Genomic DNA, 21,896 nt, shown 5'->3' on the forward strand with positions numbered 1-21,896 from the left:
CTATGCGTTCTCCTTCACAGAGACAGCAGGCGCTGTCATCCACGTATTCAGATAGTCCGTCACTGCGGCTGCGGCGTCGCTGGCGGACAAGGCGCCGGTGAGCATGCGCACACCGAGTCCGTCGATCATCGCCGTGACTGCGCCCAACATCTCGTCGGGCTCGTCGACGGCGAATTGGCCGGACGCCATGCCCTCGAGCACGATGGCGCGCAATTGCTCGTCCCAGCGGCTGTACGCCAGTGCGGTCGCTTTTTTCGCGTCCTCGAACATCGGTGACGATGCCCAAAATTGCGCCCACGTCGTCCATTCGCGGGTGGCTTCCGCCGAACCGTCGAGCTGGATTTGCGCGAAGCGCACGAGACGCTGGGCAGGATCGCTTATCGACGCCACCCCTGCCCTCCTTTCCGCCGCCTGCTCCGAGCAAAGATCGAGAGTGGCGAGGAAGACATCATTCTTGGAGCGGAAGTAGTAATGCACAGCGGAGCTGGACACTCCTGCCTCCCGCGCAATGTCAGCGACCTTGACCGCCTGGTAGCCGTTCGCGGTGAACAGCGGCCATGCGGCTGCGGCAATCGCGCGGCGACGGGCAGCCCACTCGGCCTCACGCGGGTGAGCATCCGAGTCGTGATCGGTGTGAGCCAGCGGCTTCAGACTGTCCACAGTGACACCGGTGATCTCCGCCAAGCGTTCCAGTTCGACGGCGTTGAAGCGCCGCACCCCTGAGAGCGACTTGGAGAGCTTGCTGGCGTCGATCCCCAAATAAGAAGCCACATCCGCATGCCGTAGTCCCGCCGCCGTGATGGCGGCGCGAGCTGCGGTGTGCGAATGTCGGAGGACCATACACACAACCTTAAGTGCAGCTGAAAGTAAGTCGCAACATTTTGACTGGGGAACGAAGGGTATCGCAACTGGCGCGGGGCGTCGATAAGCGAAAAGCGAAACTGACCTAGACTGGCGTGCATGGCTTTTGCTGCTGAGCACCCCGTTTTGTCGCACTCTGAATTCCGCCCGGTGGGGGAGGTGGAGCGCACCGAGAAACTCTTCAAGGTCGAGTCCGAATTTGAGCCGTCGGGCGACCAGCCGAAAGCGATCGCCGAGCTGGATAAGCGTCTGCGCGCGGGGGAGCCCGATGTCGTGCTCATGGGTGCGACCGGTACGGGTAAATCGGCGACCGCGGCGTGGCTGATCGAGCAGCAGCAGCGCCCGACGCTGGTCATGGCGCCGAATAAGACGCTCGCGGCGCAGCTGGCTACCGAGCTGCGCGAACTGCTGCCGAATAACGCCGTCGAGTATTTCGTCTCGTACTACGACTACTACCAACCTGAGGCGTATATCGCGCAGACGGACACCTATATCGAGAAGGACTCGTCGATCAACGACGATGTCGAGCGTCTCCGCCACTCTGCGACGTCCGCGTTGCTCAGCCGACGCGACGTGGTCGTTGTTTCTTCCGTGTCGTGCATCTACGGCCTTGGCACGCCGCAGTCCTACCTCGATCGTTCGCTGCTGTTGCGCGTCGGCGAGGAGATCGAGCGCGACCGCTTCCTGCGCCTGCTTGTCGACGTCCAATACGAGCGCAACGACGTCGACTTCAAGCGCGGCACCTTCCGTGTGAAAGGCGACACCGTGGATATCATCCCGGCCTACGAGGAAGTCGCTGTGCGCGTGGAATTCTTCGGCGATGAAGTCGACTCGCTGTACTACATACACCCGCTCACCGGCGACGTCCTGCAGCAGCGCGACGAACTGCGTATCTTCCCGGCGACGCACTATGTGGCCACTGAGGAGCGCATGGAAAAAGCGATCGAGGCGATCAAGCTCGAGCTCGCCGACCGCCTCGAGGACCTGGAGAACCGCGGGAAGCTGCTCGAGGCGCAGCGGTTGCGTATGCGCACCGAATACGACCTCGAGATGATTCAGCAGGTGGGGTTCTGCTCCGGCATCGAGAACTACTCGCGTCACATCGACGGCCGCGAGGCGGGGTCTGCGCCGGCGACGCTGATCGACTATTTCCCGGAAGATTTCCTCACTATCATCGACGAGTCCCACGTCACCGTCCCGCAGATCGGCGGCATGTACGAAGGCGACATGTCCCGCAAGCGTAACCTCGTCGAATTCGGGTTCCGCTTGCCGTCTGCGGTGGACAACCGCCCGCTGACCTTCGACGAATTCGAGGATCGCGTCGGCCAGACCGTCTACATGTCGGCAACACCGGGCGACTACGAGCTCGAAGCCGCCGGCGGCGAATTCGTCGAGCAGGTCATTCGCCCGACCGGCTTGGTCGACCCGAAGGTGTCCGTCCGCCCGACGAAGGGCCAGATCGACGACCTCATCCACGAGATCCGCGAGCGTACTGAGAAGGACGAGCGCGTCCTGGTCACCACCTTGACCAAGCGCATGGCTGAGGACCTCACCGACTACTTCCTCGACAACGGAATCAAGGTGCGGTACCTGCACTCGGACATCGACACGCTGCAGCGCGTGGAGCTGCTGCGCCAGCTGCGTCTCGGCGAATTCGACGTGCTCGTGGGCATCAACCTCCTTCGCGAGGGTCTCGACCTGCCCGAAGTCTCCCTCGTGGCCATCCTCGACGCCGACAAAGAAGGCTTCCTCCGCTCCACGAAATCGCTCATCCAGACCATCGGTCGCGCTGCCCGCAACGTCTCCGGCGAGGTCATCATGTACGGCGACGACATCACCGAATCCATGCAGGCCGCCATCGATGAGACCGAACGCCGTCGCGCCAAGCAGATCGCCTACAACGAAGAGCACGGCATCGATCCGCAGCCACTGCGCAAGAAGATCGCCGATATCCTCGACGAGGTCTACGAGCGCAGCGACGACGAAGAAGCGTCCAGCTCCAGCGAGACATCCATGCTCGAAGGCCGCGACACATCGTCCATGGCGCAAGACGAGATTCAACAGCTTATCGCCGACCTCACCACCCAGATGACCAGCGCCGCCCGCGAGCTGAAATTCGAGCTGGCCGGGCGACTGCGCGACGAGATCGCCGATCTACGCAAGGAGCTCCGCGGTGTGAAAGAAGCCGGTATATAGTGGCCTGGAGTATCGCCTTCGGCAACACGGCGCTGCCGGGCCACGAAAGGCGAGGACAACGTGTCAATCCGGAAGGTGCACCATGGCTATGAACTACAACACCGTCGTTGTCGGTACGGACGGATCTGCGTCCTCCCTGCTCGCCGTCGAGCGCGCGGCTGAGCTCGCTGGAGCATTCGGTGCCAAGCTCGTCATCGGCTGCGCCTACTACGAGTCCGAAGAAGAGGTCTCTTCCGCTCTGCGCCAGGATTCCAACACCATCCTCGGCGACGACACTGCACGCGAGAACCTGTCTTCCGCAGTTGAGCGCGCGAAGGAGACTGGCCTGGACAACGTCGAGACCGCAGTGCGCCCCGGCACTCCCGTTGAAGCTTTGATGAGCATCGTCACCGATTACGACGCCGAGCTGCTCGTCGTGGGCAACCGAGGCATCAACTCCCTGACCGGTCGTCTGCTCGGCTCCGTGCCTGCCGACGTCGCCCGCCAGTCGGATTGCGACGTGATGATCGTTCACACTGTCGCCTAGCTAGCCCCGCGCGTTTCGCCGGCTGCAGCCGAGCCGAACTGGGAAAAAGATGCGCGCTAACCGATGAGCGTCAGGGTCTGCGTGGCGCGCGTGACTGCGACGTAGAGGTCCTGCCACCCCTGTGGCGAGGCGTTGATGATGGTGTCGGGATCCACCACGACGACGTGGTCGTATTCGAGTCCTTTGACGGCGCCGACGTTATCGACGGTCACAACAGCGGTCAGCCCGCCCCGCGACTCGAGTTCGGAGCGGACAGCTCCTGGATCGGTTCCTGCGGGCAGCAGGCGCACGGGTTCGCCGGTGGAGCGGACTGTCACGGCAGGAGCGGCACCGGGGTCGATTTCGGCGAGGATATCGTGGGCGTATTCCATGATCTCGGCGGGAGTACGGTAGTTGACGGTGAGCTCATGGAAGCGGAACCGGTCGCCGATGAAGGGGGAGAGGGCTTCGGCCCAGGTCTCCACACCCGCGGGCGAGGACGTTTGCGCGGGATCGCCCACCAGAGTCATCCACCGGGACGGGCAGCGCCGGAACACCATGCGCCATTCCATGGGGGTGAGTTCTTGGGCTTCATCGACAATGACGTGGCCGTACGCCCAGCTCAGATCGGCTCGCGCGCGCTCAGCGGTGGAGCGGACGTCGGTTTCGCGTTGGCGGCTGGCGAGGGTCTCGGCGTCGATGATGTCGTGGGCGGAGAGCACTTCGGCTTCGAATTCGTCGTCGGTATCGGTGTTGGCGGAAGAGGCGAGGATGTCCAGAGCGTCTTCGGCGTCCGCGACGAGTTCCCGCCACTTTTTGTAGGCTTTTTCGGCTTCGTCGGAGGGGGTGGGAAGGCCGGTGAGGGTGAAGAGTTCGTCGATAAGCGCTGTGTCTGCGGGCGTGAAAGCCCACCCGTCGGTGCGGAACAACGCGTCGCGCGTGAGGTCGTCGTAGTCGTGCGCGGCTGCCGCGATCGCGTCGCGGGAGCCCAGGAGACCAGCGAGAACGGCAGGAGCGTCGAGTTCAGGAAAATGCTTATCGACGATCCCTGCAACCTGCCCTTCCTCCGCGAGATCGTCGTGCAACTGGTCGACGTCTGCCTCTGAAAGCAGGTTGGTCCCGCCCAGGGGATCCGCACCGATCTTCTCTGCGAGCGCCTCCGCGATGAGCTGGGTGAGGTGATCCGCGAAATACGCGCGTGCCTCGTTGTGCGGCTTGCGCGAGCGGCGCGCACGAGTGCGTGCGGCGGTGATCATGGCGGGCGTGACGGCGATGTCAATGCCGTCGATGCGCAGGTCAATATTGTTCTCGGGGACCGTCTGGAGGTTCTGCACGGCGCGTTTGAGGATGATCGCCATGTCTTCTGTTCCCTTGACTTCACGTGCGACGAGCGAGTCCGAGCCAGTCGGCGTGATGCCAGGGACGAGGTCGGCGACGGTGCTGAGCACCACGCCCGTCTCGCCGAGTTCCGGCAGGACGCGTGAGATGTAGTCCAGGAATGTCCGGTTCGGGCCGACAACGAGCACGCCCGTGCGGGCCAACTGGTCGCGCCACGTGTACAGCAAGTACGCCACGCGGTGCAGCGCCACAGCTGTCTTGCCGGTGCCGGGACCGCCGCCCACGACGAGGACGCCGCGCGTCGGGTCGCGGATGATCTCGTCTTGCTCGCGCTGGATGGTCTCCACGATCGACTGCATGTGGCCTGTGCGGGGCGAATTCATCGCGCGCAACAGAGCTGCTTCGCTGCCGACGTCGGTGGTGCGGGTTGCTGTGTCGGCGTGGTCGCCGGAGAGGATTTCATCGTCGACAGCTTCGACCGTGCGGCCGCGCATGCGGATATTGCGGCGCTTTTCGACGCCTTCCGGATGCGCCGTCGTCGCCAAGTAATATGGGCGAGCCATGGGTGCGCGCCAGTCGAGCAGGAGAGTGCGGTAGTTGTCCGCGCGGTCATCGATGCCCATGCGTCCGATATAGCGACGGTCCAGGTCGCCTCGGCTGGGAACGGGATTTTCGGGGTCGTCGTCGGCAATGTCGATGCGCCCGAAGACGAGGCCGGTTTCCGCGACATTGAGATCGTCGAGCTTCGCGTTGAGCGCGTGGTACTCGGTCTCGCGGCGCACGAGAGCGTCCGCGTCCGGGTTATCGGGGTCGACAGCGCCCTGGACTTCCTCCAGCCGAGCGCTGGCCGCGGCGACTTCACGGTCCAAATGCGCGAAGAGCGTGTTCACGTGGCGTTGCTCTTCGGCACGTGTGTCCGGCGCTGATCCCATCTGCGGCAACCTGAATCTCCTTTCACCGCGGGTTGTGCGTTCCCAAATAACGAACGGCCCCGGGACAGGGAGTATTCCCTGCCGCGGGGCCCGAACGCTGAAGGTCAGTGAACGCCAGGCTTAGCTGAGCTTCTTCTCTGCCTTCTTCACGAACTTGTTGGCCTTCTTCTCTGCCTTCTTAGCCTTCTTCTTCCACTTGCGCTTCTGCCACCAGGACGGGGAAGCGTCGAGCTTCTCGAAGGCCTCCTGCAGGACGTCGATGGCGTTTTGAGCCTTGTCCTGTGCCTTGTCGGCAGCCTTATTCACCTTGCGCTTGCCCTTGAACTTCTCCCACTCGGAGGGGCCCAGATCGTCGAGGTTGTTCTGCAGATCGCTGACAACGCTGTTGACCTTGCGCTTCGCCTTGAACTTCTCGATCTTGGAGGGGAGCAGGTCGTCGAGGCCGCCCTCGACATTGTCCTGCAGGTCGCCCACGAGGCCCTTGACCTTGCGCTTGGTCTTGAACTTCTCGATCTTGGAGGGCTTGGCGTCCTTGTAGGTGTCCTCGGCCCAGTTGGTGGCTTCGTCTGCGAGAGAGGATGCGCGGTCAGCTGCCTTGTCGGCGAACTTGGTGGCGGTCTTCTTCCAGTCGTCCTTGTTGTCGTCGACGTAGTCGGTGACCTGGTCGGCGACTTCCTGAGCACGCTCGGAGACGGTCTCAGCGGTGTCCTGGAACCACTCGGAAGCCTTCTTCTTGGCCTTGTCGGTCTCAGACTGGGTCGGCAGTGCCTGCTGGATATTCTTCTTGCCGCGCTTCGCAGCATCCTGCGCGCGCCATGCCAGGCCCGGCTTGCCCTCGGTGTCCGCGCTCGCGAGCAGTACACCGCCGAGGAGAGCGACGTTGGTCATCGCGCCGTTGCGACGACGCTGCTTGTCGTCCTCGTTCTTGGCCTCCCAGAAAGCGTTGCGGCCCAGCAGGGTGCCCACGGTGGAGGCCGCGAGCAGACCAGCGGACAGGCGCGGAGCCTTGCCCAGGGCGAAGGTGCTGCCGGCGCCGATCTTCAGGCCACCGTTGATCTTGGCTACGGTCTCCGGGTCAGACGGGATGTACTGCGCGTACTGGCTGGGCAGCACGGACTTAATGGTGTCGACGACACGCTCAGCGTCGCTTGCGTACTCGGACGCATTCGTCACCGTCTTCACGCCGTCTGCGATGTACACAGAGGCGAGCATCGGACGAGCAAGTTTGCGGATCATACTCACTTTTTCCTTACTTCATTCAGCGGATGTTCCCCCTCCACTGTAGACATTGTGGAGAGTCAGTGGTGCTGGAATTTTCACCAGCGGCGTGACCACCAGGCATCCAGGTTGGGGCGTTCGGTGCCGAGAGTGGTGGGATCGCCGTGGCCGGGCCTGACGATGGCGGAATCGGGGTAGACGTCGAAAAGCCGTTCCTTGACGTCGTTGAACAGGCGCACGAAATCACCTTCGCTGTGAGTCTTGCCGACGCCACCGGGGAAGAGGGAGTCGCCGACGAACAGATTGATTTCACCGTCGATCTCCGCGACGACTGCGGCGCCGCCGGGGGTGTGCCCGCGGAGGATGTGGACGGGAAGTTTGTGGCCGGCAAACGAAAGCTCGTCGCCTTCGTTGAGCTCCTCATCCGGCGGAACAGGCAGGGCAGGGGCGTCGAGGTGGGAGGCCCAGTGCGTCGCCCCAGTCTTGGCGAGCACCTCTTCCAGGGCGCCGACGTGGTCCCAGTGACGGTGCGTCGTCAGCACGTCGGTGATCTGCACCCCGGCGGATTCGGCCATGGAAAGGAGGGTGGAGGGCTCGGCGGCGGCGTCGATAAGCAAGCCCTGGTCACCTGAGCTGATGAGGTAGCAATTGTTGTCCATGCTGGACACGGAAACGTGGTGGAGCTTGAGGGAATTCATGGCACCCAAGAGTAGTTGGAATGGTGTTGGTAGGTTTGTTCGAAGAGACGCCGTGGGAAGGACTGAACGTGGCTGAGAAATTGACGGTGCGCGGTGCGCGCGAGCACAACCTCAAAGGTGTCGACGTGGAACTGCCACGCGACAAAATGGTGGTGTTCACGGGGCTGTCGGGTTCCGGCAAGTCGTCGCTGGCGTTCGACACGATCTTCGCGGAAGGGCAGCGGCGGTATGTCGAGTCGCTGAGCTCGTACGCGCGCATGTTCTTAGGGCAGATGGACAAGCCGGATGTCGAGTACATAGACGGGCTCAGTCCAGCCGTGTCCATTGATCAGAAGTCGACGAACCGCAACCCTCGCTCCACGGTGGGCACAATCACGGAGATTTACGACTACCTGCGTCTGCTGTACTCACGCGCCGGAACGCCGCACTGCCCGGTGTGCGACGCGGTGATTCAGCGCCAGACACCGCAGCAGATCGTCGACCGGGTGATGGAGCAGCCGGAGCGCACGAAATTCCAGGTGCTCGCGCCGATAGTGCGCAAACGTAAGGGCGAATTCGTCGACCTGTTCGCGGACCTGTCGGCGCAGGGCTACGCGCGCGTCACCGTCGACGGCGAGACGCATCAGCTGTCTGATCCGCCGAAGCTGGAGAAACAGGTCAAGCACAATATCGACGTGGTGGTCGACCGCCTGACCGTCAAAGAGAGCCAGAAGCAGCGCCTCACTGATTCGGTGGAGACTGCGCTGAAGCTCGCCGACGGGCTCGTCGCCTTCGACTGGGTCGAGCGCGAGCAGGACGACCCGGCGCGCGTCGAGGTCTTCTCCGAGAAAACTGCCTGCCCGAACGGCCACAAGCTGTCGGTGGAGGAGTACGAGCCGCGCGCATTTTCGTTCAACTCGCCGTTCGGCGCGTGCCCGGCCTGCGACGGTCTCGGCACGCGTTCCGAGATCGACGAGGACCTCGTGATTCCCGACCCGGATGCACCTGCGGTCGATGCGTTCCAGCCGTGGAATTCCTCGCCGAATAAGGGGTATTTCGAAAAGCTCGTCGTCGCGCTGGCGAAGGCGGAAGGATTCGATCCGCACGATCCGTTGTCATCTTTGTCCGCGAAGCACCGCAAGGCGCTTATCGACGGCACGTCAACCAAAGTCTCCGTCCGCTACAAGAACCGCTACGGCCGGCAGCGTTCTTTCACCTCCGCCTTTGAAGGCGTGAAGGGGTATTTGCAGCGCAAGATCGAGCAGTCTGAATCCGAGCACGCCAAGGAGCGTTACCTCGCGTACACCCGTGAAGTCGCGTGCCCGACGTGCAATGGCACGCGTCTGAAACCGGAGATTCTCGCGGTGCGCTTGGATTCCACCACTCACGGCGAGAAGTCCATCGCAGGGTTGACTGAGCTGTCCATCGAGGACGCTTCGGAGTACCTGGACAACCTGGTCCTGGGCTACCGCGAGGAGATGATTGCCGGTGCCGTGCTGCGTGAGATTCAAGCGCGTCTGCACTTCCTGCTCGACGTCGGCCTGAATTACCTGACCCTGTCGCGTTCCGCGGGAACCCTGTCCGGTGGCGAAGCGCAGCGCATCCGCTTGGCCACCCAGATCGGATCTGGCCTTGCGGGTGTTCTCTACGTGCTGGATGAGCCGTCGATCGGCCTGCACCAGCGCGATAACCAGCGCCTGATTGCGACGCTGCAGAAGTTGCGGGACATCGGCAACACTCTCGTCGTCGTCGAGCACGACGAGGACACCATCCGCGCCTCCGACTGGCTCGTCGACGTCGGGCCCCTCGCCGGCGAATACGGCGGCGAGATCGTTTACCAGGGCGAGCCGAAAGGCATCGAGAAAGCCAAGAACTCGCTCACCGGCGATTACCTGTCGGGCCGCAAGGAGATTGAGGTGCCGGGGGAAAGGCGCGGCGTCGATAAGCAACGAATGCTGAAGATCGTCGGTGCGCGCGAGAACAACCTCGATAATGTCTCCGTGAATGTGCCGCTCGGCGTGCTGACTGCCGTGACTGGCGTGTCTGGCTCCGGCAAGTCGACGCTGGTGAATCAGATTCTGGCGAAGACTCTCCAGAACCGCCTCAACGGTGCCCGCCAGGTTCCAGGACGCGTGAAGAAGGTCGACGGGCTCGAGCACCTAGACAAGCTCGTGCAGGTCGACCAGTCGCCGATTGGCCGTACCCCGCGCTCGAATCCAGCGACGTACACGGGCGTTTTCGACAAGATCCGCACCCTGTTCGCTGAGACGCAGGAGGCGAAAGTCCGCGGCTACAAGGCCGGGCGCTTCTCCTTCAACGTCAAGGGCGGTCGCTGCGAGGCGTGCCGCGGCGACGGCACCATCAAGATTGAGATGAACTTCCTGCCGGACGTGTACGTTCCGTGCGAAGTGTGCGGCGGCGCGCGCTACAACCGTGAAACGCTCGAGGTGCAGTACAAGGGGAAGAACATCGCTGAGGTGCTCGACATGCCGATCAGCGAGGCCACCGAATTCTTCGAGCCCATCACTTCGATTCACCGCTATCTGCAAACGCTTTGCGACGTCGGCCTGGGCTATGTCCGCCTCGGCCAGTCCGCCACGACTCTGTCTGGCGGCGAAGCTCAGCGCGTGAAGCTGGCCGCCGAACTGCAGAAGCGCTCCAACGGTCGCACCATCTACATCCTTGATGAGCCGACGACCGGCCTCCACTTCGAGGACATCCGCAAACTGATGCACGTCCTCAACGGCCTGGTCGACAAGGGCAACTCAGTGCTGGTGATCGAGCACAACCTCGATGTGATCAAGTGCGCTGACTGGATCATCGACATGGGTCCCGAGGGTGGCTCCGGCGGCGGAACCGTCGTTGCCCAGGGCACCCCGGAGGACGTCGCGAAGGTCGACGGTTCTTTCACCGGCCAGTTCCTCGCCGACGTCCTTCCGGGGAAGTAGCCGCCGCCTGAGCCCGAGCCTTGGTTAGCTCGGGCTCGACTCCGGGTCGGCGGCGTCACGGCCGCTAGCGTCGCGGCCATTCGCGTCGCGCCCGTCGGACGCGCCTCTGTCCGCGCTCCGGTCGCTGTCGGCGGCTGGCTCGGTCTTCTCGCTGGCTGTATCGCTGCGCTCGGGCAGGGGACCTTGGGGCTGTTCCTGTTCCGGTGCGTGTTCTGGTCCGCGACTCACGCCCACGCTGATCTGACTCGCCTGGCTCTCGGTACCCGGATTTCTGTCCTGTGGTGGCTGCGGAGCTTCCGCAAAAGCGGGCTGGGGTTCACCATTCGGCACGGGTCCGACACGTCCGTGCGGTGCTGTCGCAGCGTACGGACTGGGTACCGCATTTTCGTTGGCCCAGAAGCCGTCTAACGCTGACTCGCTTCTGCCGGTGCTACCGCCATTGCGCTGTGCTCCGAGCACAGCGACCGCGATGAGCAGCAGTCCGCAGACAACGAAAGTAATCACACGCGGGATACCGCTGAGCGAGGCCATGTCGAATAGGACGAGCTTCGCCGTCGCGCAGACCGCGATGACCAGGCCGGCGACTCGGGCAGCCTTCGGATCGGTGCCCGGCTTCGGCCGCTTGACGAGCAGCCATGCCGCCAACGCCATCCAGGAGATGGAGACGATCATGTGGCCGACGAAGAATCCGACCTGGAAGCCTTGCGGGAAAGCGTATTCTTCGCTCAGGATGACCCCGCGTTTTGTCGCCGTCAGGCCGAAGACGTTCGGAGAGATGAGCTCACCGATTGCCGTCGAGGCAGTGACGATGCCCACTACGGAGAACAACAAGCCTCCGGCCGCGAAGAGATTCCTTTCGACCGGTTTGAGTGAACGCCACAGCCAGAACTGACTAGCCGCGAATCCGAGGAAGGCGATGAGGGCTAGCCCCACGGCGAGGTCATAGGCGGGTAAGAAGCGCGCCAAACTGCTAGAGAGCGTGCCCGGGATCCATTCGTGAACGACCAAGAAAAGTGCCACCGACCAGGCGGTGAGCAACGGAACCCTGTGCGCCGCACGGTAACGCACGAGCACCAGAACGGCTGTGAAAACAACAAAGAAGACAATGACGGCGATACTCTCAGAGATCATCTTCCGCTCCACATCTGCACCGGTGTCAAAAACCACTGGCACAAAAGTGAAGGGGAGCATTCCGAGCCAGCCGGTGAGGCTACGATTTGCGTGCTCAGCCTCCTCTGGGCCGCGCGAACGGAACCACAGGACACCGACGAGGATCGTGGCGGCGAGGGCGACCACCACCGGCACCCACAGGGAGACCCTCCAGATCACGGTGTAAGACATCAGGATCACTGCTGCGGGCGCGTAAATGGATGTCCAGTTGCGAGTGGTTGGCGACAACTGCCGAATGGGGAAATAGCGGTCGCCGAGGATCAGGAGGAAGATTCCGACGAAGTTGAAGACGGCTACTGATTCCAAACTGTCCTCGAAGTTGGTGATGCTCGCCAGCAAGACGAGCTGGTGAATCAGCATCTCTGCAGTCATTAGCCGGGTGGTAAACGCCAGGTTCGGTGTTTTGACGGATGGTATCGCCCACGAACTGAGGAGTGCGAGCAACGGGTAGGACATTGTCAGCAAGGCGGAGGCAGCGTTGGGCCCGAAGACTGGGCCGCCGAAGAACAGAGTGGAGATGCACATGCACAGGACGAGCCACAAGTTCTTCCGCCAGATAGCGAGCCCGAGGAACGCTATCCACAAGGCAAGTGACGTGATACTCAGGCCGGTGGGTGAGAGCCATTCCTGGGGCTGCGTCATGTAGATGAGGTCAGCCTGGATCACCAGGAAAGATGTCATGTACAGCGCCGTCACGCCAGGCTGCGCGCCCCGGCGGATGTCGATCCGCACGCCCACACCGAGAAGAATCAGCGCGAAGAGGAATGCGCCGACTGCGCGCCCGACAGGGCCGAGCAGCCCCGATTGGATCGCAAGCGCCACACCGAAGCATGCACCGATGAACGTGATGATCGACCCGAGCACAGCGGCCGCCCGAACGACCTTTTGCTCAGTCGTCATCGGTTGCTTCACCGGCCCGGTTGGCTCCTGAGGCACGAATGTGGGCGGCTGCCTACGCGGCTGTTCCGGCGTTGGTCCTGGTGTCGGGTCCTGCGTCGTCAACTGTGGCGGTTGTTCAGCAGAGTCTTGCTGCGGTTCCGGGTGTGGAGCGTGCTGTGGCTCACGACGCGGTTCTTGCACGGGCTCACGACGCGGTTCTTGCACGGGCTCGCGCCGCGGTTCTTGCACGGGCTCGTGACGCGCGTCTTGCAGGAGCTCAGGGCGCGGTTCTTGCGCCGGCTCGCGCCGCGGTTCTTGCAAGGGCTCAGGGCGGGGTTCTTGCAGGGGCGCCTGCTTCTCCGGCCGTGGCTCCAGAGGCGGGTTCTGGTACGGACTCTGTAGCGTGCTGGGCTGCGGAGGCGGTGGCGGGGTTTGTTTCACCGGTTCCGGTTCTGGCGTCTGGCCCTGTTGCGGCAAGGGCTGCTGCGGTGGCTGCAGCTCTTGGTTGACCGGCGGAGGCGGGGGTCCTTGGGGCACAGGCGATTGCAGAGGAGGATCCTGCTGCGGCCTGGGGCGCGGTGGCGGAGGAGGACCCTGCTGTGGCCTGGGGCGCGGAGGCGGAGGAGGGCCCTGCTGTGGCCTGGGGCGCGGAGGCGGAGGAGGACCCTGTTGCGGCCTCGGCCGTGGTGGCGGAGGAGGGCCCTGCCGCACCGGCTGCGGTTGTGGCGGCGGCCCCTGCATCGGACGCGGACCGGGGCGCGGAGGCTGCCGGTTGGGCGGCACCGGTGGGACAGGCGGTCGGGGATACGGCATAGGGCGCGGCCGAGGACCCGGGGCAGGAGCCATTCCTGGCCCGCCGGCGCGGGGAACACGGCGGTGGTCGGTCGGCTCAGGAGGGCCGGGGGAACGGAGGTGGTCGAGGGTGAGGGAGAGGTCGTCGATAAGCTGCTGCGTGTGGTCGGTGGTGGACCGCAACTCGGCTAGTGTCTTTTGGATGTGCGTGATGCGCTGGTCGTTGATATTCATGATCCTCCTCGCAGTTAAATATGTATCTGTTAGACGGTGCGAGTGGGGCAAAAGGTTCCCGGCTCACCGAGAAATTTACGAAGATTTTGATCAGCGACACAAGAGTGCTATCGTCTAACGCACTACCGCCTGACGCGCCCCAAAGCGCGCGGGTTGCAAGTGGAGTTTCTCCCACCTGATGCCGCCAGTGATGGAAGGCTAAGGGTCAAAACAACGGTACGAAACGCACGAGATGTGCGCTGACTGCCGTGTTGAGGATAAACTCCCACGTCCCACAGCAAAGCTGATGGAACGTGGGTTTTTGTTGTGAGGGAGCGCTGCACAAGCGATTCGGTAGCGAACAGCACACGTCTTTCTCACCCCTAGGAGTTCTCATCAGCGCTGAAGCTCGGATCAACGAACGCATCCGCGTTCCGGAAGTTCGTCTTGTCGGCCCGTCCGGCGAGCAGGTTGGAATTGTCCGTACCGATGATGCACGCAAGCTCGCGTACGAAGCCGACCTCGATCTGGTCGAGGTCGCGCCGAACGCGAAGCCGCCGGTGTGCAAGATCATGGACTACGGCAAGTACAAGTACGAGCAGGCCCAGAAGGCCCGTGAGTCCCGTAAGAACCAGCAGCAGACGGTGGTCAAGGAACAGAAGTTCCGTCCGAAGATCGATGAGCACGACTACCAGACGAAGAAGAGCAATGTTGAGCGCTTCTTGGAGAAGGGCAACAAGGTCAAGGTGACCATCATGTTCCGCGGCCGCGAGCAGTCGCGTCCGGAGCTGGGCTACCGCCTGCTGGAGCGCCTCGCCGAGGACATCCAGGAGGTCGGCCAGGTCGAGTCCCGTCCGAAGCAGGACGGCCGCAACATGACCATGGTTCTTGGGCCCGTTCGCAAGGGTAAGAAGTAGAGTTCCGCTGGCCCCGCCGGCGTAACGAGTAAAGCTAAAGGATTTACCACTATGAAGCAGAAGACCCACAAGGGCACCGCAAAGCGCATCAAGGTCACCGGTTCCGGCAAGCTGCGCCGCGAGCAGGCTGGTAAGCGCCACCTGAACGAGAAGCTGTCGGCGAAGCGTCGTCGTAAGCTCTCCGGCACCACTGACGTCGCTAAGAGCGATGTCAAGCGCACCAAGCGTCTCCTCGGCAAGGCTTAATAGAGCGCCTGCCTTCAGAAATAAACACCTACATCTCTCACAAGTAAGGAAGTATCACTGTGGCACGTGTTAAGCGCTCAGTTAACGCCAAGAAGAAGCGTCGCGCCATCCTCAAGTCCGCTAAGGGCTACCGCGGCCAGCGTTCCCGCCTGTACCGCAAGGCGAAGGAGCAGTGGCTGCACTCCCAGACCTACGCGTACCGCGATCGTCGCGCCCGCAAGTCTGAGTTCCGCAAGCTGTGGATCCAGCGCATCAATGCTGCTGCCCGCATGAACGACATCACCTACAACCGTCTCATCCACGGCCTGAAGCTGGCCGAGGTCGAGGTGGACCGCAAGATCCTCGCTGACCTGGCTGTGAACGACTTCGCTGCGTTCTCCGCTATCTGCGAGGTCGCGAAGAACGCTCTGCCGGAGGACGTCAACGCTCCGAAGGCCGCCTAAGAGCTTTTCGCTTATCGACGCCCCGTTGCTCCAGCTTTTCGCCTGGTGCACGGGGCGTTTGGCGTTTCCATGTCATCGGTGAAAATAGGCAGTAGATCGGCCCCCAGTTCACATTGCCGCACATACAAGGTGACAGTATGCTGTCAATTATGATGAAACTTATCGCGGTGTACGCGACGGACACTATGGCCGACTGGGAATATGCCTACTTAACGACCCTCGTAGCGCGGGCGCGGCAGGTGAAACCCGAGAGTTGCGAACTTCGGTTCGTCGGGGATGGAAAGGCAGCTGTTCGAACACTCGGTGAAATGCTCGTGGAACCCGATGAGGATCTGCAGAACCTCGAGACGAACGATCTGAGTCTCCTGGTCATTCCCGGGGGCGACACCTACGAAACAGGCCACGACGCTCTCGTGGAAACCGTGCGCGAATGTGAAGCCAACGGAACCCCCGTCGCGGCGATCTGCGGTGGAACGCTTGTGCTCGCGCGGGCGGGTGTCTTGGACCACCGTCAGCACACCTCCAATGCCCCTGAGTTTCTTGCTGCCACAGGTTACGAAGGCGGAGACCTTTACCGCCATGACCCCGTGGTGAGCGACGCCGGAGTGATCACCGCTTCCGGTCTCTATCCGGTGCAGTTCACGGCTGCGGTCCTGCGGGAGATCGAACTGTTCCCAGATGCTGTAACGAGCGCATGGGAACACCTCTACCTTGGCAACCCCGAGGCGTTTCCGGCATTCATTGAGGCGCTCGATGTCAAGCAGAACTCCTGAAGGCGACGCGCTCACTGACCTAGTAATGCCGGTCTTTGAGCTGGCAGGCGCGTTAGACAAGTCCGCAGCTTCAATTACTGAAGATTCCCAGATCACGCCTGCCTCGTGGCAGGTGCTCGGTATGCTCATCGAAGAACCGCTGCCGGTAGCGGAGATCGCCAGGCGTCTCGGCCACGCGAGACAGAGTGTCCAACGCCTAGCCAACGTCGCCGTCGAGAACGGTGCAGTCCAGTGGCGCGAGAACCCAGAACACAAGCGCTCCCAATTGCTGGCACTTACTGAAAGTGGCTACGAGCAACTCGCCGCACTAGCTCCTCGCCAGTATCTATGGGCCAACGCTGTCGCCGCGAAGGTCGGCGAGGACGACCTTCTGCGCCTCCATGAGCTCGTGCGTGAGCTCACGTCGGCCATTCGAGATGTAATTGACTGAGTGTGCGGTCGCTTATCGACGCCCCGTTGCTCCCGGTTTCACCCCGGGACAGCGGGGCGTTGTGCTGTAATTGTCTGTGCTCGGCTCAGCGTGCTGCCGTGGGACGGGCCAATTAGCGATTTTTTCAGCGGCGGCGGGAAGACTGGGCACTCATGGCGTTGCGCGTAGGGAAACCGCCGTCGTCTGGTGCATGGTTTTTCTTTGAGCGTGCGGTCCAGGCCTCCTCGCGTGATCCAGAGAGATTCGATCCGGCGGATCCTGCCGAGAAGTGGCAGCGCACTCAAACCGCACAAGCGTCTCTGCGCTTCAACATCAAATTCAATCTCGTCGTTTTAGGGGTGTGGGCTTCTTTCGCGCTGATAGTCAATGTCATTGCCGTGATCGTCGATGCCGGGTGGGGGCACTGGCTTTCTCGTGGATTCATGGCTGTGGTCACGATTGTCGCCCTCGGCTTCATTCTGCGGTTTCAATTCTGGTGGGTGAAAAAGCGCGCACGGAATGCACAAAGCGTCGAAAAATTGAGTCCGCTGGTGAAGCAAGCTCGGCGCGGAACATTCAACGGGCTTGATGCTCACCCGCACATGAAGACGTACGCTGAGGCGTTCTACCGCCGGCAGCAGGTCGGGTTGGATCTGGAGAATGCGCTCCCATTCGAGGTGCAGATCGCCCACGATGTCTATATCCGCCCGGGGAAAAGCTCTTCGTTGACACGGGTGCGGGAAAATGAATTGCGGGCGGTCAAACCGGTCATCTTCTCCGGTTTAGATTTTTCCACTCTGCAGGCGCGGGAAAGGAACCGTTTTCTGGGCTCTCTGATCGAGCAAGCCGAGAAGGAGAAATCCCTTCAGGTGGGCGAGATTATCTCCACCCGTGGCGGAGTCGTCGTCGCGGACATTAAATATTGGAACGGCACTTTGAGTGTGACGCAGCAGGGCACGTTTGTGGATCACAACCTCGGTCTGAAGGAGCTGTCCCGCCACCGTTCGATCAATGCTCTGGCGGAAGCGGCGCGGTTCGTCAACGATGGGGACATCGCTTTTGTGCTCGTGATTGTCGCCGGAGGAAATGTCGACGGAGGCCTGATTGAAACGACGATGAAGGGCCACCGGGTCGTAGTTGCGGAATGGACAGAAGCCATGGGCGAGCTCATCCACTTAGACGCGAAAAAGACAGTCGTGCCCGCTACGGCCATCGCCGAGATTTTGGACCGGACTCCCGTAGCGGACGACTAGCCATCAATAACGCGAAAACCTGCCCACACGCAGTGCGTGCGGACAGGTTGAAGCAATCTTCGCGGGGTGGAGCTCCCCTTAGACCAGCGCCTTAGAACAGGCCGTTGTGCGGCTTGCCGAAGTCGTTGACGGTGGCCTTGCGGGAGTCAACGTTCTGGTCGTTGCCGGTGGAGTTGTCGCCGGCGAGACGACCGGTCTGGGTGACCGTCATGTAGTTGGACAGGCGGCCTTCCTTGGTGTTGCCGTCGCCGAAGGAGAAGGCGCCGAGCAGGACGTCGTCACCAGCGTTGACCGGGTTGGACAGGGTGACCTCGAAGGTGCGCACGCCCTTGTCGTGGTTGTAGCCCATGTCGCGGATGTGAGCGCCGTTAGCCTTGGTGGTGGTGATCAGGCGGTCGACGCCCTTCGGGCCGTCCTCGGTGCGGACCTCGACACGGAAGGTGATCGCCGGGAACTCACCCCAGTAGCGGTCGGTGCCGACGTTCTTAGCGCGCAGAGCGACGGAGCCTGCGAAGCCCTCAGCCTTGGAGCTGGAGGTGGTGAAGTACGGCTCGATGTCGAGCTTCTGGGCATCAGCTGCCGGCTTGTTGGAGTCCTCGACCTTCTTGGTCTCAGCGTCGGCGACAGCCTCGACGGTAGTGTCCTTGTCCGCCTTGGCGTTCTTGTTCTCCTTGTCAGCCTTAGCGTCCTTGTCAGCCTTAGCGTCCTTGTCAGCCTTAGCGTCCTTGTCAGCCTCCGGCTTCGGAGCGTTCACGTCGATCTTCTTGTTGGTGACGTCCTCGGAGTCGTTGTCCTTGACCTTGTTGACGTCGTCGAGCGTCTCGCCCTCGTTCATCTTCTCCACGTCGGAGTGGTATGCCGGGTTCGGGTTGTCGACAGGCTTGGTGACCTGTGCGCCCTTGTTCGGTGCCCAGGAGTCAGCCGGGGTGTCGTAGTTCTTGACGCGGACCTCGTTCTTGACCGGCATGTTGGCAACCCAAGCGGTCGGGGTAGCCCAGGTGCCGTTCGGCTTGCAACGCTGCTGGGTGCCGGTCATGGTGACGGTGCGGAAACCGTAGGAAGCCTCACCGGTGTTGCCAGCCGGGACGTCGTACGGGCCGATCTGCTGGCCGACGGTCCAGCTCAGGGAGCCGGAGACATCCCAGCCGAGGGACTTAGCCAGGGAGTAGCCGATGCTGCCCTGCATACCCTTCTTGGAAGCCTGGCCGCCGAGCTCGAGGGTCTCGGTCTTGGAGCCGTTGATGCTTGCGGAGATGTTCTGGGTGCGGGACAGCTCCTGCTGCAGCGGGATGGACTTGTCGGACAGGTTGGTGGTGGAGATGGTGCCAACCGGCAGGAAGTTGTCGGTCACCTTGTAGACGACGGTGCGGTAGTCCTCGGTGGAATTGCACACCGGGCGCGGGTTGAGGACGTTTGCCTTGAGGTGGTCGCTGCCACGGTAGGTGTGGATGATCGGCAGCTTGGCGTTGGTTGCCGGGGTCTCCGGAGCGGACTCTTCGAGGGTTGCAGCGGTTGCGGGGTTTGCAGCGGCGGTTGCGGTCATCAGTGCTGCGAGTGCGGCAGCAGCTGCACGGCGGGTGTAGCGGGCCATGACAGGTTCTTCCTTTCTCGTGTTGAATACTTCGGCAGCGCGTTCCGGGGAAGTTCCCCGGCTGTGATCGTTGGCAGTGATCGATTGGACGCTGATGACGTTCAACTTAAGTCGTGCACAGAGCACAAACAAGGAAAAACAAGCCTCTTGGTACCTAAGTTTGCAGGTCAGAGACTTTCGTTCCGTGCAGCTGCGGAGCGACCTGCGGAAAGGAACGAAAGTGTAAGTAGAAGCCGGCCCGCGAATGCGGGTGAGCTATTTGCCGCCGAGAACGTGCACGACGAGATCGAGACGCGAGGACACCCCGTAGAGAGTGAGCAAATGCGAAACGTGCTTTTTCACCGTCGACTCGGAGTAGCTGAGACGACGTGCGATATCGGAATTGCTCAACCCTTCGCAGAGGAGCTCCAGGACATCGATTTCACCGTCGGTGATGCCGTCGGGGTAGGTCCGCTGTTGCGGTGCGGATTCGACAGGCGTGTCTTCGGGAGAGATATAGCGCACGAGTTTCGTCATCGCGGCAGGGGACACGACTGTTCCGCCGCTGACGGCTTGGCGCACAGAAAGAACGATCTCTTCCGGCGGCTGGCTCTTCAGAATGTATCCGCGCCCGCCCTGGGCCAGAACATCGAGCATCTTCCGGTCGTTCTCCAGCGAGGTGATCGCGAGAAAGGCCGGCGTCTTCGGAAGTTGATTGAGGCGACCGAGCAGGCTCGGCCCGTCCATCTCGGGCATGTAGACGTCCGAGAGAACGAGGTCGATCTCCTCTGGGTCGATGAGCTCGAGGGCCTCCGGGCCACTCGATGCTGTACCGACGACATCAATGCCGTCAGCAGAAGTGAGGTAGCGGTTCAGGACATCGCGCACGAGCGGGTCGTCGTCGACGAGGAAGACTCGGATGTGCTTGTCGATACCGCTGCTCATGAAAACCTAAAGAAAAATCAAAGATGAAGATCTACTTCGAACTACTTCTTGCACCACAGTCGACCGATGTAGCCACCGCAATTCAGCATGTCGCCCATTGCGCCGGTGTAGAAGGAGAGAGCCGGGGCATCGGACTCGCCTTCGACGGCGGCGTTATCTGCCTGAATCTGCTCCGACGTGATAGGCGCGGTCTCTTCCGCATGTGCGGACGGCGCAAGGATGAGAGCAGCGGTGGCGAGGACAGACGCAGTAAGCGCGGAGATCTTCTTCATGATGTTTCCTTTCGGAGAAATGACAGAGGTAGAAAAAGTACTTCTAGTAGCTCCAACGATTATGAATCCGTAAGAAGCTGAGAACAAGCTTTTAGGCGATGATTCGAAAAGACGGTACGAAAGTACACTAGTGCGACCTGGTGAAATCTACTTTCGTTCCTTGCTGTTGCCGCGTTTTGCGAGAGGGAACGTGAGCTCGCTTCTCCAGGTGGAGTCGACCTTGGAGAAGGACAAGGTTCCGCCGTCCCGCTTTACCAGTTTAACTGCTTCAGTGAGACCGATCTCTGTTGTCATGGCCACATCTGGTGCATAATCGGCGACGGTGTTCTGGATCGCAATGGTCACGACTTCTTCGTCGCGAACAGCAGCAACGATGATTGGTTTGGTTTGGTCAGCATACTTCAGGATGTTCGTCTGCAACTCTCTGAATACGGCGTAACCATTTTGGATCTGAATTCCTGATAGGACAGCCTCGTTGATTCCGGACTCGATGACGGAGAATCCGTGGCTGCGAATCTTGCCGACGATAATCAAAAGGTGATTGAGCAGGTCCGACGAGCCTTGATAATCATCCGATGCGAATTCAGATTCGTCGTTGGTTCGCATGAAACGGATCAGTTCTCGGACTTCGCGCATGGCTCGGCGCGCGTCTTCGGCGATAAGGAGAGAATCCTGCCGGGAGTTTTCCGGTGCGTTCATTGCCATTGACTCGCTGCGAAGAACCACGGAGGTGAGCGACGCAGCGACGGATCCGTGGAGTGCTTTAACTGCACGGTCGCGCTCGTCCTCAATCTGCTGCTGAAATTTCTCCGAGTCTCTTCTTTTGTTGATCAAGGTTTCGCGGATGACTAGTCCGCCAGTCCACACCACGATGATGAAAGCACCAAGGATCGCACTGGGTTCAACATCATCGGGGATAAATTCCCCAGCGCTCACTCGTGTGAGCGCGAGATACCAAAGGGCAACTGCGCATAGTCCGCTGGCCGCAGGACTCAAACAGAGAGAAAGGTTCGTTGCCACGGCGAGTGTGCCGAAAAAGACTACTGGGCTTTGCAACTCTGTATTTGTTGCCGCAACCTGCAATAAAACAGCAAACGCAATGGTAGAAGGAAGTGGGCTAATTAGTGTGCACACCGCAATGACGAGAACTCCTACCCGGAGAGCTGTGGCGCTGGCTTCTACAGGGGCACCGGCCAGGAGGAGTCCCAAAACTGCGAGAACAGCGCACACGACAAGGGCGCTCCCCGCGATAAACCACCGGCGTGGTGCCGGCGACTCGGGGAACGCCTTGATCCACTGGCGCAACGATGTCACACGGATAGCGTAATAGCGCTTGCGT

The 21,896-nt window shown here is 61.6% G+C and carries 18 protein-coding genes; 9 read left to right on the forward strand and 9 right to left on the reverse strand.

Annotated elements, in window-relative coordinates; all coding sequences use genetic code 11:
* Window positions 1-840, reverse strand: a complete 840-nt coding sequence (locus tag ACUY2Y_RS05065; RefSeq protein ID WP_448325074.1) for a TetR family transcriptional regulator C-terminal domain-containing protein — start codon at window positions 838-840, stop codon at window positions 1-3.
* A 120-nt stretch (window positions 841-960) separates the two neighbouring features.
* On the opposite strand from ACUY2Y_RS05065, the gene uvrB reads away from it, so the two are divergent.
* Window positions 961-3,057 (forward strand): excinuclease ABC subunit UvrB, encoded by a 2,097-nt coding sequence (gene uvrB / locus ACUY2Y_RS05070; RefSeq protein WP_448325075.1) that lies wholly within the window; start codon window positions 961-963, stop codon window positions 3,055-3,057.
* A gap of 82 nt (window positions 3,058-3,139) precedes the next feature.
* On the forward strand, window positions 3,140-3,583 hold the full coding sequence (locus ACUY2Y_RS05075) for a universal stress protein (protein WP_448325076.1): 444 nt from the start codon (window positions 3,140-3,142) through the stop codon (window positions 3,581-3,583).
* A 56-nt stretch (window positions 3,584-3,639) separates the two neighbouring features.
* Here the strand turns inward: ACUY2Y_RS05075 and ACUY2Y_RS05080 are convergent, their stop codons facing one another.
* The 3 genes from ACUY2Y_RS05080 to ACUY2Y_RS05090 form a co-directional block, all read right to left on the reverse strand.
* The gene (locus ACUY2Y_RS05080; protein ID WP_448325077.1) at window positions 3,640-5,832 is read right to left on the reverse strand and encodes a HelD family protein; all 2,193 of its coding nucleotides are present in this window, start codon (window positions 5,830-5,832) and stop codon (window positions 3,640-3,642) included.
* 120 nt (window positions 5,833-5,952) lie between these two features.
* On the reverse strand, window positions 5,953-7,068 hold the full coding sequence (locus ACUY2Y_RS05085) for a DoxX family protein (RefSeq protein WP_448325078.1): 1,116 nt from the start codon (window positions 7,066-7,068) through the stop codon (window positions 5,953-5,955).
* An 80-nt stretch (window positions 7,069-7,148) separates the two neighbouring features.
* Window positions 7,149-7,748: an MBL fold metallo-hydrolase gene (locus ACUY2Y_RS05090; protein ID WP_246874840.1), complete on the reverse strand. Its 600-nt coding sequence runs from the start codon at window positions 7,746-7,748 to the stop codon at window positions 7,149-7,151.
* Window positions 7,749-7,816: 68 nt separating this feature from the next.
* On the opposite strand from ACUY2Y_RS05090, the gene uvrA reads away from it, so the two are divergent.
* Complete coding sequence (uvrA, locus tag ACUY2Y_RS05095; RefSeq protein ID WP_448325079.1) at window positions 7,817-10,675, forward strand: excinuclease ABC subunit UvrA; 2,859 nt, start codon at window positions 7,817-7,819, stop codon at window positions 10,673-10,675.
* A gap of 24 nt (window positions 10,676-10,699) precedes the next feature.
* Here uvrA and ACUY2Y_RS05100 read toward each other — a convergent pair whose 3' ends face one another.
* The gene (locus ACUY2Y_RS05100; protein ID WP_448325080.1) at window positions 10,700-12,745 is read right to left on the reverse strand and encodes a DUF2339 domain-containing protein; all 2,046 of its coding nucleotides are present in this window, start codon (window positions 12,743-12,745) and stop codon (window positions 10,700-10,702) included.
* A 1,322-nt stretch (window positions 12,746-14,067) separates the two neighbouring features.
* Here ACUY2Y_RS05100 and infC point away from each other — a divergent pair.
* From infC to ACUY2Y_RS05130, 6 genes are all read left to right on the forward strand, one after another.
* Window positions 14,068-14,646 (forward strand): translation initiation factor IF-3, encoded by a 579-nt coding sequence (gene infC / locus ACUY2Y_RS05105; protein ID WP_210572271.1) that lies wholly within the window; start codon window positions 14,068-14,070, stop codon window positions 14,644-14,646.
* Between the two features lie 51 nt (window positions 14,647-14,697).
* On the forward strand, window positions 14,698-14,892 hold the full coding sequence (gene rpmI, locus ACUY2Y_RS05110) for a 50S ribosomal protein L35 (RefSeq protein ID WP_259900108.1): 195 nt from the start codon (window positions 14,698-14,700) through the stop codon (window positions 14,890-14,892).
* A gap of 59 nt (window positions 14,893-14,951) precedes the next feature.
* Window positions 14,952-15,335: a 50S ribosomal protein L20 gene (gene rplT, locus ACUY2Y_RS05115; RefSeq protein WP_087117856.1), complete on the forward strand. Its 384-nt coding sequence runs from the start codon at window positions 14,952-14,954 to the stop codon at window positions 15,333-15,335.
* A 152-nt stretch (window positions 15,336-15,487) separates the two neighbouring features.
* The gene (locus ACUY2Y_RS05120; RefSeq protein ID WP_448325173.1) at window positions 15,488-16,108 is read left to right on the forward strand and encodes a DJ-1/PfpI family protein; all 621 of its coding nucleotides are present in this window, start codon (window positions 15,488-15,490) and stop codon (window positions 16,106-16,108) included.
* Window positions 16,089-16,538: a MarR family winged helix-turn-helix transcriptional regulator gene (locus ACUY2Y_RS05125; protein WP_448325081.1), complete on the forward strand. Its 450-nt coding sequence runs from the start codon at window positions 16,089-16,091 to the stop codon at window positions 16,536-16,538. The genes ACUY2Y_RS05120 and ACUY2Y_RS05125 overlap by 20 nt, the downstream gene beginning before the upstream one ends.
* Before the next feature lie 152 nt (window positions 16,539-16,690).
* Complete coding sequence (locus ACUY2Y_RS05130) at window positions 16,691-17,770, forward strand: hypothetical protein (protein ID WP_448325082.1); 1,080 nt, start codon at window positions 16,691-16,693, stop codon at window positions 17,768-17,770.
* A gap of 91 nt (window positions 17,771-17,861) precedes the next feature.
* Here the strand turns inward: ACUY2Y_RS05130 and ACUY2Y_RS05135 are convergent, their stop codons facing one another.
* The 4 genes from ACUY2Y_RS05135 to ACUY2Y_RS05150 form a co-directional block, all read right to left on the reverse strand.
* The gene (locus ACUY2Y_RS05135; RefSeq protein WP_448325083.1) at window positions 17,862-19,361 is read right to left on the reverse strand and encodes a hypothetical protein; all 1,500 of its coding nucleotides are present in this window, start codon (window positions 19,359-19,361) and stop codon (window positions 17,862-17,864) included.
* Between the two features lie 255 nt (window positions 19,362-19,616).
* A complete protein-coding gene (locus tag ACUY2Y_RS05140; RefSeq protein ID WP_448325084.1) occupies window positions 19,617-20,285 on the reverse strand; it encodes a response regulator in 669 nt (222 codons plus the stop codon).
* A gap of 41 nt (window positions 20,286-20,326) precedes the next feature.
* Complete coding sequence (locus ACUY2Y_RS05145; RefSeq protein ID WP_210572056.1) at window positions 20,327-20,557, reverse strand: hypothetical protein; 231 nt, start codon at window positions 20,555-20,557, stop codon at window positions 20,327-20,329.
* A gap of 147 nt (window positions 20,558-20,704) precedes the next feature.
* A complete protein-coding gene (locus tag ACUY2Y_RS05150) occupies window positions 20,705-21,871 on the reverse strand; it encodes a sensor histidine kinase (RefSeq protein WP_448325085.1) in 1,167 nt (388 codons plus the stop codon).
* Window positions 21,872-21,896: the final 25 nt, after the last annotated feature.

It is taken from the genome of Corynebacterium sp. 20-84 (genome assembly GCF_053479455.1).